The 13,285-nt window shown below is 45.3% G+C and carries 12 protein-coding genes; 3 read left to right on the top strand and 9 right to left on the bottom strand.

The annotated features are described in order from the left end of the window. Positions 1-36: 36 nt before the first annotated feature. Complete coding sequence (locus tag LZG73_RS21405; protein WP_233854402.1) at positions 37-1,077, bottom strand: alpha-E domain-containing protein; 1,041 nt, start codon at positions 1,075-1,077, stop codon at positions 37-39. A 220-nt stretch (positions 1,078-1,297) separates the two neighbouring features. Between LZG73_RS21405 and LZG73_RS21400 the strand changes: the two genes are divergently transcribed. Continuing rightward, positions 1,298-2,854, top strand: a complete 1,557-nt coding sequence (locus LZG73_RS21400; protein ID WP_233854401.1) for a helicase HerA-like domain-containing protein — start codon at positions 1,298-1,300, stop codon at positions 2,852-2,854. Here LZG73_RS21400 and LZG73_RS21395 read toward each other — a convergent pair. From LZG73_RS21395 to LZG73_RS21375, 5 genes are all read right to left on the bottom strand, one after another. Next, positions 2,851-3,264: a DUF2141 domain-containing protein gene (locus tag LZG73_RS21395; RefSeq protein ID WP_233854400.1), complete on the bottom strand. Its 414-nt coding sequence runs from the start codon at positions 3,262-3,264 to the stop codon at positions 2,851-2,853. The two genes, LZG73_RS21400 and LZG73_RS21395, sit on opposite strands and share 4 nt — an antisense overlap. A gap of 5 nt (positions 3,265-3,269) precedes the next feature. Next, positions 3,270-3,827, bottom strand: coding sequence for an acyl-CoA thioesterase (locus LZG73_RS21390; RefSeq protein WP_233854544.1), 558 nt, complete (start codon positions 3,825-3,827; stop codon positions 3,270-3,272). A 21-nt stretch (positions 3,828-3,848) separates the two neighbouring features. Then, on the bottom strand, positions 3,849-4,934 hold the full coding sequence (locus LZG73_RS21385) for a Gfo/Idh/MocA family protein (protein ID WP_233854398.1): 1,086 nt from the start codon (positions 4,932-4,934) through the stop codon (positions 3,849-3,851). Positions 4,935-4,947: 13 nt separating this feature from the next. Further along, complete coding sequence (locus LZG73_RS21380; protein ID WP_233854397.1) at positions 4,948-6,300, bottom strand: neutral/alkaline non-lysosomal ceramidase N-terminal domain-containing protein; 1,353 nt, start codon at positions 6,298-6,300, stop codon at positions 4,948-4,950. A 140-nt stretch (positions 6,301-6,440) separates the two neighbouring features. After that, positions 6,441-6,974 carry a YceI family protein gene (locus LZG73_RS21375; protein ID WP_233854395.1) on the bottom strand — a complete coding sequence of 178 codons (534 nt, stop codon included), beginning with the start codon at positions 6,972-6,974 and terminating at the stop codon, positions 6,441-6,443. 188 nt (positions 6,975-7,162) lie between these two features. Between LZG73_RS21375 and LZG73_RS21370 the strand changes: the two genes are divergently transcribed. After that, the gene (locus tag LZG73_RS21370) at positions 7,163-7,969 is read left to right on the top strand and encodes a transglutaminase family protein (protein WP_233854394.1); all 807 of its coding nucleotides are present in this window, start codon (positions 7,163-7,165) and stop codon (positions 7,967-7,969) included. Between the two features lie 92 nt (positions 7,970-8,061). Here LZG73_RS21370 and kbl read toward each other — a convergent pair whose 3' ends face one another. Together kbl and LZG73_RS21360 are read right to left on the bottom strand one after the other, a co-directional pair. Continuing rightward, positions 8,062-9,246 (bottom strand): glycine C-acetyltransferase, encoded by a 1,185-nt coding sequence (gene kbl / locus LZG73_RS21365; RefSeq protein WP_233854393.1) that lies wholly within the window; start codon positions 9,244-9,246, stop codon positions 8,062-8,064. Positions 9,247-9,282: 36 nt separating this feature from the next. Beyond that, positions 9,283-10,236 (bottom strand): NAD-dependent epimerase/dehydratase family protein, encoded by a 954-nt coding sequence (locus tag LZG73_RS21360; RefSeq protein WP_233854392.1) that lies wholly within the window; start codon positions 10,234-10,236, stop codon positions 9,283-9,285. Positions 10,237-10,408: 172 nt separating this feature from the next. Between LZG73_RS21360 and LZG73_RS21355 the strand changes: the two genes are divergently transcribed. Beyond that, positions 10,409-10,870, top strand: a complete 462-nt coding sequence (locus tag LZG73_RS21355) for an Lrp/AsnC family transcriptional regulator (RefSeq protein ID WP_233854391.1) — start codon at positions 10,409-10,411, stop codon at positions 10,868-10,870. Here LZG73_RS21355 and LZG73_RS21350 read toward each other — a convergent pair whose 3' ends face one another. Further along, positions 10,871-13,270 (bottom strand): hypothetical protein, encoded by a 2,400-nt coding sequence (locus LZG73_RS21350; protein ID WP_233854390.1) that lies wholly within the window; start codon positions 13,268-13,270, stop codon positions 10,871-10,873. It abuts the gene before it with no gap. Between the last annotated feature and the right edge of the window lie 15 nt (positions 13,271-13,285).

The raw sequence follows: 13,285 nt of genomic DNA, 5'->3' as shown, positions 1-13,285 counted from the left end.
ATTATCGTAACGATTGGTAAGTTATAAATGTTCGGCTCAATTCATCCATTGGGTTTTAAACTGCCCGGACGATTGGCTTTGCGACTGACTTTGAGAATGTCCCTGAGACTGACTTTGCGAGTGCCCCGTTTCCAAACCGAAATACATGTCAAAAATAGCGTTATCCACCTCGTTATTGGAAGTCTGAAACCTGTCCAGATATTGATGAAGGCCCATTTTAAAGACATCTTCTACATCCGTGAATTCCAGCTCCGACCTTATTTTACTCAATGTCCGCTCAGCCACATTCGTATGTCCGCGCTCAGGAATGGACCCCGCAATGGCGTAAAGGGAAAGCTCGGCCTGTCTCACACAATAAGCTATGGACCTTGGAAATAATTTATCCAAAATCAAGAACGCAACAATGTTCATCGGCGTCAATGCGCGATGCGTTTGTCTATACATATTGTAAGCGCTCACAGACTTCAAAACGGCTGTCCATAACATTAAATCCAATGTTGACCCGGAAGGACCTGAATCCTGCAAAAGCGTAAAATATTTGACATCCAGAAAGCGCGAACATTTGTCGGCCCGCTCAATATGCCGTCCCAGACGACCAAAATGCCAGGCCTCGTTCCGCGTAATGGAAGAATCCACCACGCCATGAAAAAGCTGGCAGCTTTTGCGAATTTCCGTAAAATAGGACTGCATATGGTCCATATTTCGGAAATTATCCGGATTTGTGCTGCGTATGGAAAGATAAAATGTGTTTATGCTCTCCCACATTTCCTTTGAAATCGTTTCCCGGATCGTCCGCGCATTTTCACGCGCTTCGTAAAGACAACTGATGATAGAATTCGGATTACGCTTATCAAAAGTCATGAAATGTATCACGTCTTCCTTCGTCGGCTTTTCATAGTATTTATAAAACAAATAATGATCGGCAGTTGCAATCAGAAGCGGTTCCCACTGCTCATCCACGTCGGGCGGCAGATCCAATGCCAGGTTAAAATTAACTCCCACAAACCGGGCGTAGTTTTCTACCCGTTCTATGTAACGATTCATCCAGTAAATTGAATTGGCAACTCGGCTAAGCATAAAATAAGAGTGTTGTCCTTAAATTGTATAATCAGAATAATTAATAAGCAGTATCACCAAAATACCTAATAAAATTTTGCAATTACAAGAACCTGCAAAAAGTAATATAACTTCTCAAAAGATTATTATTCCTGTAAGTTTTGGAGTTATAACGCGAAAAAACCCCAAAATGCGCAATTTTTGTAAATTAACACGTCATAAACTATAACCCTTGATTACTGTGTCAAAAAAAGAACAATTTATTGCGGCCATTCAAAAATCCTATAAAACTGACAAGCCTGTAATTCATTTGGGTTCCGCTATTCTGGACGGGGAGATCATCGGTGAAGCACGTGTAAATCTGCCGTTGCGCATGATGAACCGCCACGGACTGGTGGCCGGCGCAACCGGATCGGGGAAAACGCGCACCTTGCAAGTGCTTGCAGAACAGCTTTCTGCGGCTGGCGTTCCCGTTTTTATGTCTGATATCAAAGGTGATTTATCTGGAATTGCACAGCCGGGGCAAACCAATGCTGCATTGCAGGAACGCTCTTTGGCATTAGGGACCGTTTTTGAGGCGAAGGGATATCCTGTTGAGCTGTATTCATTGAGTGGACAAAAAGGCGCTCAAATGCGTGCAACGATCCTTGAATTCGGGCCGATTTTACTTTCTAAGATTTTTGAACTCAATGACACGCAATCGGGCGTTTTGGCAATCCTTTTCAAATATGCCGATGATAAAGATCTGCCTATGGTGGATTTGAATGACCTGAAAAAAGTGCTCAATTTCCTTTCGGAAGGACCCGGCGCGGCCGAAATAAAAGCGGATTATGGCAGCATTTCAACCTCAACGGCGGGAACAATTTTGCGAAAAATCGTCGCATTGGAACAGCAAGGAGTTGGGTCTATTTTTGGTGAAAAGTCGTTTGACATTAGTGACCTTATCAACCGGGTTGATGGGCAGGGCGTGATCAGCTTGCTGAATATTTCGGATGTTCAGGACAAGCCAGCATTGTTTTCTACATTCATGCTGAGCCTCTTAGCAGAACTTTATACAAAACTTCCGGAAGCTGGTGATTTGGACAAACCCAAACTCGTCTTCTTCCTCGATGAAGCGCATTTGTTGTTTAAAGATGCGCCAAAAGCATTTCTGGATCAAATTGAGCAGGTCGTAAGGCTTATCCGTTCGAAAGGCGTGGGGATTTTCTTTTGCACACAAATGGCGCAGGACGTTCCTGTTTCAGTACTTTCGCAATTGGGAAACCGCGTGCAGCATGTGCTGAGGGCATTTACACCGCAGGATGCAGACGCTTTGAAACAAACGGTTAAGACATATCCGAGATCAGAATTCTATGCCATTGATCAGATCCTGACAACACTCGGAATTGGACAAGCGTTGATCACGGTTCTGAATGAAAAGGGAATTCCGACAGAAGTTGCGGCGACGCACTTATTGCCACCCAATTCCATTATGGGCCCGATGACGCAGGCGGATTATGACAATCACGTCAGACAATCAGACGTTTACCTGAAATACAAAGATCCAATTGACCCGGAAAGCGCTTACGAAATGCTGACCAAACGCATGGAAGCGCAGGCGCAGGTTGAAGCAAAAGCGCAGGAAGAAGTCGCGGAAGTGAAGAAAGAAAAAGAGGAGAAAGGAATGTTCTCAGAAGCACTTTCGTCGCCACTGGCCAAGCAAATCGGACGAGAAGTGGTCAGGGGTGTGTTTGGGATGCTTTTTGGTAAAAAAACAACAACCACCCGCAAAAAAACCGGCGGCTTATTCGGTTTTTAGTCCGTTAGTTTTATACTGATTTTCTGTCCCGGATCTTTGAGTTCAAACGCGCAATCATCGAATTTCGGGGCAGAAAATTTAGGCCGGAAGTTTTTACTAAAACCATAAGGCTCCTTCGGAATGCCGATAAAGTTCTTGTCGAGCTCATCATTGCTGTTGAGATCGTGGTAAACGGCCAGTGCGTAACGGCCTGGTGCGAGGTCAAACTGCGCATTTTGGGGCGTCGCTTCTTTTACGTCGATGATTTTATAATTAGCGGGTTTTTCCTTCCCTCCAAACTTATCGCCCGGCTTATAAACCGCAATCCAAAGCTTCCCTTTGCCTTTTTTCACATTCGTGAATTCCACATTCAGCGTCATCGCTGGTTCAGCGTTCCAAAACAAGAGCGCGCCTAAGATCAGAGCATACATATTTTCTATTTTTCAGTTTCCCATCCGATAACACAACGCTGTTTTGCCAGTTTGTGCAGATTGTCCGCAACGTCCAGCTTGGTTTTAGCATTGTCAAATGCATCGCGATAATTGTCCTTCAATTCCCGCCGTTTGATTGCTTCCAGAAAACGGCGTGCATCGTCTTCATTTTCAAGCAGTAATTCCGGCACCACAGTCGGCTTGTCATCGTCTCCTTTCGCAACCATGGTTACATATGAAGTATTTGTGTGCCTTTGCAAGCCATTCCGCACATTCTCCGCAATAACCCTGATTCCTATGACCAGCGATGTGCGGCCTACATAATTTACCGATGCATGCAAAGACACCAGATCGCCGACTTCAACGGGCTCTAAAAAATCCACGCCATCAACCGAGACGGTCACACAATATGTTCCTGCGTGACGCGCCGCACAGGAATATGCAACCTTGTCAATCAACGATAAAAGAATGCCTCCGTGTATTTTTCCACCGAAATTGGCATAGGAAGGGATCATTAATTCTGTCAGTGTGGTTTGTGAAAATTTAACGGAGCGCGGTTCCATAGGCATGCGAAACTTGTTTGCTTATTGTTTTAAAAAGATCGTTTTCCCTGACTTGGCAGATTCCTTGGCAGTTTCGAGAATTTCGACAACAGTGACATTGACGGGTAAGCCATATAAATCATTCTTTTCCAACTTCAAACGGCCCTGAATTACGTCAGCCAAGACCGAAAACGGGTCTGTGAACGGAGCGGGACGCGGGTCGAGCTTGATGGTTTCTTCGGGTGTTTTTTCTGCGAAACGTTGTCTTACGGTTGTTGGATTTACGGCCACAGCGTAGCCCTTGTTTCCAAACACTTCCATGTCTTTTCTTGCAAAAGACCAGTTCCAGGAGCCCTGAATGATGCATTGCGCTTTTGGATATTGCAGTATAATGGACGCTTCATCGTCAACTTGCTTGTAAATCTCCGGCTTGTTCTGCTGCGTAACGGCGGTAACCGAAAGTGGGCGTTCGCCTTTCAAAAGCCAGGTCATGAGATTTGCACCATAGCAACCAAAGTCGATCAAGGCACCTGCGCCGTTCTTAACCGGGTCCGTCAGGATTTCCAGAAACTCCTTGCTTACGCCGATTTCCTTCGGGCCCTGATGTCCGTCATTCACCATCACTTTTCTGATTTCTCCAAGCTTGCCCTGCTCCACCAGATCGCGCACATATTGGTTGCTTGCATACCACGAAGTTTCATAATTTGTCAGCACCTGAATGCTGTTTTGCTCGGCAAGTTTTTGTATTTCCTTTGCATCTGCAAAAGTCGTTGCTAGCGGCTTTTCCACCATAACGTGGATTTTCCTCGGCGCACATGCCCGCACAATGGCAATGTGTTCATTTATTGCCCCAAAAGCAGAAACTGCTTCTGGCTTTGCTTCATCGAGCATCTTGTTAAGATCAGTGAAAAACAGCTTTTTGTCGAGCTTGTATTTGCTGGCAAACTCATTGACCAGATCCTGATTTGTTTCGTAGATCCCAACGAGCTCCACGTCCTTCTTATCCGAGCGATTGAAAACCCAGCCGACGTGACCGTGGGTAAGGCCGGCAACTGCCAGACGAACAGGTTTTTGTGCCATAGTTTGAATGCTAAAAAGGCAAATTAATGCAAGCAGCAGTGTTTTCATTGGTTTCGGTCGTTTAGGATAATTTATCAATAATGTCTTTTATAACTTCCTGTAAGTAAGCGCCATTGTAGGGTCCATACCAGCTCATTGTTTTGGTCTCATACAAATCCCTGTCGAAATGCTTGTCGTGTGTAATGTAGCCAATGTATCCGCCATTAAAACTGGTTACCAACAGGTTAAGTCCTTTTGTTTTTGCATATGCGTCCAGGCCGGCCACCAATTCACCCGAAAAATCACAAGGCATGCCGACCATCAAAATATTGCCGATCCGTAATGCTTTGATAAACACGGGATATTCTCCGAATGCTTTTTTGAATACCCAGGGACGCAGGTTAATGTTCATCGTCAGTCGGGGCGTGGGGTCGCGCAAGGGCAATGGCAATGTGATGGCCTGTAAAATGGCGCCTTTCGACACTTCCTTCACAGCCGAGTCCGAGAGCAATGCTTTTTGGACGCCATATGCCTGATTTTTTACCTCATCAAAATCGTCCGAACCCTTTTCGATCGGACCCATGCTGCCCACTGCGCCTGCCATATACATGGCGAAGTCATATCTTCCCTTTTCCAATGAGTCGACGAGCATTCCAGGATAATCTCTTGACAGCACAATGTTTGATGAATTTAAAATCGTCGAATGCGCGGCATAAGAGGCCAAAATTGCTTTTTGACCTGTTTTCGTAACAAAAGCTGCGGAGCGAATTTCCGGATCAATTCCGCCTTCCTCACCCACCAGCCTGTTGCGAATGTCGACGCTGTCAATGGATTCCATGTAAGTCATTTCCACCGGTTCGAGCTTGGCTTTTGCCTGCACAATGGCCTGAAAGATGGCGTCCGAGATGCGTTCAACCGTTGCAGGATCGTATTTCCCTGAAAAGAATAGTGAAGAAATGCCTGTTCCCCATCCGCCTACACTGTTATGGCTATGTGTAGCGCCGAAATACACCTTATTGAAAGGAATTTCTTTATCCGTAAGTCGCGATTGAAGCAGTTTAATGACAGTTGGCGGAACAATCAGCAGGTCGCAAGCGACGATTGCAGCTTTGGTAACACCATTGTCTATCACCATTGCACGGACATAAACGGAGTCGTGGACGGATGTGTATAATTTCCCTTTGCGCTTTCCATAACCGGCTGTGGGCGTGGGTGATGGCGGAGTAATGTTGACTTTTGACCAGCCCGCCTGCAACTGATCGGCAGCGCCCGATGTGTCTTTCTGGATTGTGCTGGCCAGCTTTTTCCACTGCATGTAATATGGCATTTGCTTATAAGGCGTCTTGTCCATCGTTGTGATCATTGTGGCTATCACAAGCACCAGGAGCAGGAGAATGGCCCCAATTGTACGCAGGAAAATTCGAAGAAATCTCATTAAAACTAACTTTATGGGAGGTGATATTGCTAATATGCAAAGGAATAAACTATTGTTTTATCCTCATCATAAAAAAGCCCGACATTCCATAACTGGCTGCTGTCGGGCATATTCCGGAAAAACCGGCTGAAAAACTTATATCAGGATTGCTTTACCAATTGAATATTTGCGATCAGTTTAACATCTTCACCAATCACCAGACCGCCGGAATCGGTTAATTGCATGTAATTCAGTCCATATTCCTGTCTGCTAATCCGACCTTCCACTTCAAAACCAATCCTGACATTTCCTTCTGCGTCACGCTCTGTTCCGCCATATTCGGCGTCGAGCTCGATGGGTTTTGTAACGCCTTTCAAGGTCAGCAAGCCTGAAAGCTTGTAATTGTCGCCCTTCACTTTGTGAAAATAGTTGGATTGGAAGGTAATGTGCGGATATTGCTCGGCGTCAAAAAAATCGGCCGAACGCAAATGCGCATCACGCATATCGACATTGGTGTCTATACTATTCACATCCAAGGAAAAGTGAATTTCGGCATTCTCGAAGTTGTTCAGGTCCGACGTGGCGCCTCCTTCAAAATTGTTGAATGAGCCCGTAATCGATGATATGACCAAATGTTTGATTTTAAACTTTACTTCGGAGTGCAATGGGTCTACAATCCATTTTGTAACTGACATAGATGAGGAAATTTAGGTTCAAGAAAAACCGGGCGTTCTAATGGCCCTAAAATTAATATTCTTGCATTACAAACGTCCATTAAAATGTTTTAATTCAGACCCTATTGCATGTTTTATTCGAAATAATGGCACGTAATTTTTAACTAACTCGTTGTCATATCATTCCAAAGAAATTAAATCGACTCATAATGAAAATGAAGGGAAGAAGCATATTCACGTATGACGTGTATGCGCCCACCACCGTAACAACCATGTTACGCCCTCGCCGCCAGGAAGGCCAGTCTATCATTCAGGAAGGTTTCAATATTGAGCCGTCTGTTCCTTTTTCAGAATACACCGATATATACGGTAACCCCTGCCAGCGCACGATTTTGCCGGTTGGAAAGGTTACCATTACGACAGAAGTGCAGGCTCAGGTCAGCGCTACGAAAGCAATTCCAAATCCACCGCCTGCATATATACTTGTGGGTGACTTGCCTGATGAGGTAATGCATTACATTCTGCCAAGCCGTTATTGTGAGTCAGATTTGCATGAAATCAACATGCTTGCTATGAACATTGCTGGCAACCTTACACCTGGTTATGCGCAGGTGGAAGCCATCCGGACCTGGATTCATCAGAATGTTAAATATCAATATGGCGTAACGGATTCGAGCACAACTGCATTGGATGTGGCGCGTAACCGCATTGGCGTTTGCCGCGACTTTACGCATTTGGCCATTGCCCTTTGCCGGAACCTGTGCATCCCGACAAGAATGACCGTTGGATATCTGGACCGACTGAAAGTGATGGACTTACACGCCTGGTTTGATGTTTATATCGGCGATCAATGGTATACATTTGACGCCGTGCAGGAAAAAACGGACGGTTACCGCATTGAAATTGCGCACGGAAGAGATGCTGCTGATGTGGCAATGGTGACGCAATATGGCAATGCAACATTGCAATCACTGCATGTAGAGACTGAACTTTTGGAGCCCGAACCGGCTAATTGACGAGAATAGAGTAAAAAGTTTAGAGTTTAGAGTTTAGGGTCTATGTTTGATTTCTAAACTTTGAACTTTAAACTCTAAAACTTTTTACTCCTTTATATAACGCTGAGCTCTTTTCCAACTTTTGTAAACGCGGCAACAGCCTTTTCCAGGTGCTCCTGCTCATGACCTGCCGAAATTTGGACCCGAATGCGCGCTTTCCCTTGCGGCACAACCGGATAGAAAAAGCCAATCACATAAATGCCTTCATCCAGTAACTTTGCTGCAAACTCTTGCGCAAGCTTGGCATCATAAAGCATAATGGGCACGATCGGGTGCTCGCCCGGCAAAATATCAAATCCCGCCTCCGTCATTGCTTTGCGGAAATATGCCGTATTCTTTTCAAGCTTATCGCGCAATGCCGTGGATGACGAAAGCAGATCCAGCACTTTAATGGATGCGCCGACAATGGACGGAGCAAGTGTGTTGGAGAACAAATAAGGCCGCGAACGCTGGCGTAAGATTTCGACAACCTCTTTTTTCGCAGCCGTAAATCCACCCGAAGCACCGCCCAACGCTTTTCCGTAAGTTCCGGTAATGATATCAATCCGGCCCATCACATTGCGGAATTCATGTGAGCCTCGGCCTGTTTTGCCCATAAATCCGGATGCATGACATTCGTCGATCATGACCATTGCATTGTAAGCATCGGCCAGGTCGCAGATTTTATCGAGCTGCGCAATCGTGCCGTCCATGGAGAAAACACCGTCAGTAACAATGAGAATGCGACGGCTTCCAGAGGCATCTTTCAGTTGCTGTTCCAGATCCGCCATGTCATTGTGCTTGTAACGAAAACGCTTCGCTTTGCACAACCTGATCCCATCAATTAAGGACGCGTGATTCAGCTCGTCTGAAATAATGGCGTCTTTTTCATTCAATAATGGTTCAAAAACACCGCCGTTTGCATCGAATGCTGCTGCGTAAAGAATGCAATCTTCCATGCCCAAAAACGCGGCCGTTTTGCTTTCCAGCTCTTTATGAATATCCTGTGTTCCGCATATAAAACGGACGGAGGACATGCCGAATCCGTGCGTGTTAATTGCCTCAATGCCAGCTGCAATCACATCCGCATGCGATGATAATCCGAGATAATTGTTGGCGCAAAAATTAAGCACATTCTTTCCGTCTGTGGCAATATTTGCAGATTGTGGCGTGGTGATGACCCGTTCTTTTTTATATAAACCTGCGGCTTTGATGGCTTCTAATTCCGCTTGCAGTTCTTCCTGGATGCTTGCATTCATGGTTTTCGATTTTAGTGTTGGTAAAGTAAACCGCTCTTAGCTTTTCACCGATTGATATTTCGTCTTCAATGCGGCAATCATTTCCTCTGTCATCTTATCCAAAGAATATGCTGGACGCCATCCCCAGTCCTTTCTTGCCTCAGCATCGTCTATTTGCTGGGGCCAGGAATCGGCGATTTGCTGCCTGAAATCAGGCTTGTAGTTGATCTGGAAATCGGGAATAAATTTCCGGATGCTGGCGGCAACCTCTTCGGGTGAAAAGCTGATCCCGGCCAGATTATAACCCGTTCGAATGGTAATCTTGTCTATTGGCGCCTCCATTAACCGGACGGTTGCGTCCATTGCATCGCTGATGTAAATCATGGGAAGCGTTGTAGCGGCTTTTAAAAAACAATCGAATGCTTCTCCTTTTACGGCCTTGTGGTAAATGTCAACGGCATAATCCGTCGTTCCGCCGCCGGGCATGGATTGATAACCAATGATGCCGGGATATCGCAGCGAACGGATGTCCATTCCATATCTTTTATAATAGTAATTGGACCAATTTTCGCCTGCCGTTTTGCTGATGCCATAAACCGTTGCCGGGTCCAGATACGACCATTGCTCTGCTTTTGTATCGACATGATCACCGAAAACCGCAATCGAGCTTGGATAAAAAACCTTGGCAACATTGTTTTCCCTTGCCGCTTCCAGCACATTAAAATACGTTTGCATGTTGATATGCCACGTTTTCAGGGGCTCCTGCTCGCCTTTTGCAGACAGGATTGCGGCGAGGTGATAAATCTGCGTGATCCTGTATTTTTTCACCAAAGCCGCTAGTGCGTTTGCATCTGTTGCATCCAGTTGTTCAAAAAGTCCTGTCTCATGATCCGGTTGCCTCAGATCGGAAGCGACCACCTGGCCTACGCCATATAGTTCTCTTAAATATTCCACCAGAACAGAGCCAATCTGCCCATTTGCCCCGATCACCAATATGCATTCTGATTTCATGACGAGCTCGTTTTCTTAAAGCATTAATCACTTGCAATTTCCCGCATTTGGATAATAATTTCAATATTTACGCCGATCAGCAGTAAATATTACTGCACTATTGTATTTTTTTGCCAAAATTTACTTCCTAAGTGAACTTGCTATTGCACATTTCAGTAAATATTATTGCCTCATGGAACAGCTTGACAAAATTGACACCAAAATCCTGCGCATTTTGCAAAAGGACGCAAAGAAAACGACCAAGGAAATCGCGACGATGCTAAACCTCACGGTGTCGCCGATTTATGAAAGAATAAGGCGGTTGGAAAGCCTTGGTTACATTAAACAATATGTGGCCATACTCGATAAAAAACTCATTAACAGACAGATAACGACCATTTGTCAGGTTTCAATGCGCTATCACAATGAGGCTTTTATCGAGAAGTTTGAACAGGAAATTCAGAATTTGGAAGAAGTGCAGGAATGTTATCACATGGCCGGTCAAGTTGATTTTTTATTAAAAATCAATGTGGCTAGTCTGGACGATTATCATGATTTTGTCAAATACAAACTTTCCAAAATCGATAACATCGGCGTGCTTAACAGCACTTTTGTGCTCAAAGAGATCAAGCACACTTCCGAGTTTTATATTTGATCAAAGGCTGCTTTTACCCACCGAAAACGAAACCGTTTTGCTTCCCGAAATTCCGGATGGTGTAATGCCCTGGATCACAACCTGATAATTGCCGGTTTGGTCCGAAGTGTAAAAGTCTATCTTGGCTTTTCCAGAGGCGTCTGTCGTAACATTGGGCGACCAATGCAGCAGATTCCTGAAATCCGGAATTCGGCTGTTTGCATTGCCGTTGTCGTATCTTGGCGCGTAAAATTCACGCTCGGCCTGGACGCCTTCATAGGGCAAAACGGTTACTTTCGAGTCGAGTTCATAACCCGCCAGATCGCCGGCATAAGTGACGAAACTTGCAATCCCGGTGAAGGTCATCGGGCCAAGGAAATAGCGCGAACTGAGCGTTTCAATTTTCTTGACCTTCAATGGATCCAGTTCCATGAATTTGTTGGTGTCGAAAATAGGAATGCCGTCCAGCAGCACCAGCGGATCTGTGGAGTAAAATGTGTTCGGAAGCAGCTTGTCAATCATCCGGAAATGAAACTCTTTTTGTTTTTTCCTGACAATAACGCCGCGCACATATTCGCGCAAAACCTCTTCCATTGTTGGAAAACGCGTAAAATCATCCAGGAAATATTTCTCATCCGGCATTCCGAAGAATGCGATGGAATCGGTTAATGATGCTGGTTGCTGGGTAGGGATTGCCGGCGTGAACGCATTGCCCGTTTGCATGTTGATAGAGCGGGTCAGGAGCTGGTTTTCCCACGTTTTGCTAAACGTAAATGGCGGGACCGGTCTGACGGCAAATTGCTTGGAGAAAGGGCTGGCAATTTCAAAGCGATAGACGGTGTCCTGATTCAGGTTGGTCTGCAATGTGATTTCTTTGGGCCCGATGAATTTTCGAACCTCATACATGACATTGCCTTTCTGATCACTTTGGGCAACATACAACCGCGCCTGCACGTCCAGGGGCGCCAGATAAGTGTCGATCCCTTTAGCAGGTTCTCCGTTAGTTTTATTAATTAATTTTCCGGTGATGAAATGACCGTCATATTCCGGAAGATATTCAAATGGCGTCGCCTGACTTACGAAAACATTTTCCCACTTGAACCTGCGCCAGCCGTGGGTTAGCATCAGGTTATCCAACTGCCGGTCGGTGTCGGGATTCGCATTGGCAAAGTAATATTCAGGAGCTTCCACATTGCCTTTCAGATCGGAAGAAAGCCACAAATAAGTCGAAATATCCGTTTCTGGCTGCGATTGAATCGAATCCGAAAGATAAATTGCAACGGACATATTGGCCAGATCGGAAGCATTTGAAACTGCCGCAGACACGTCCATAGTCGCTTTTTCACGTGTCACAAACGCATTCTTAATAGTCGCTTCAATGGCCAGCTGCTTGGTTGGCCGTTTGAAATAAAGCCTTTCACAAAGCGGTTTCAGCTTTTCATTCAATATCGTAATATGCGAAATCCCCTCGCCCAGTTTCGACTTGTCCAGCACAAAAACCGCCTTCTTGTTTTTCAGATACTTTCTGTCGGCCTGTGCATTAAGCTGCCTTGTGTGACTCATTAAATAAACAGCAACAGGTTCATCACTCACGACCTCGCCGGTTACGGTGATTTTCAAGAGATTGCTTGTGGAATCTTTCAGTTGCATGACATAGCCTTGCTCCTCAGTTTTGGGCAAAGCAAATGTGTATGGCTGTCCTTTGCTATCCTTGATAACCGCTTTGTATTCTTTTCCAGATTCCGGTTTCAATGTAAAATAACCAATTCCATTTTTTTCAGGCTGAAACTTTTGGATCGTATCATTTTGATTGTCAATGATTGCCCCTGAGAAAGCAATGCCGTTGCCATCCTTGCCAATGGCCCGGAATGCAACTTTGCTTTCAATGTTTTTGACCAAATATCCGCCTTCGGGAAAAAACTGCACATCATATTTCTCAGGCTCCTTGGCCAAACGATCGGGATCGAAGCGCACAAACGGGTTAACGATGGAAATGGAAGATTCAAAATAATATTCCGGACTGAAATTCTTCATCCAGTTTGTATAGCAGCGCACTTTGTATTTTCCGCTTCCAATTGATGATGGGATCAGCAGCGAGCCGTTTCCTTTGCCATCGGCCAATAAAAATTTTGTTTGGATCAATGGATTATTGTCCGCATCCAGCACTTCCAGATAAGCCACTTTGCTCAAATCCAGAAACTGGTGAGAAGCCGCATTGAGATTGTAAGCCTTAAACCAGATCGTCTCGCCGATCAAATACAATGGCCGGTCGAGATGAACATACATTTTCTCCTGCACGGCCCGTTCCGTGTACAACCCGAAGCGCTGCTGAATTGATTTTACCATGGCATCGTCCTGTCCGTAACCCGATAAGGCGGCGCAGAGCAACACACAGCAATAAATAAAAGTCCTCCGTTTCATAAAGTTTTTATCATC

Source organism: Dyadobacter sp. CY326 (assembly GCF_021390515.1).
Taxonomy (GTDB): Bacteria; Bacteroidota; Bacteroidia; order Cytophagales; family Spirosomataceae; genus Dyadobacter.
The sequence above is the reverse complement of the archived record's forward strand: the minus strand, read 5'-3'. Positions and strand labels throughout refer to the sequence as shown.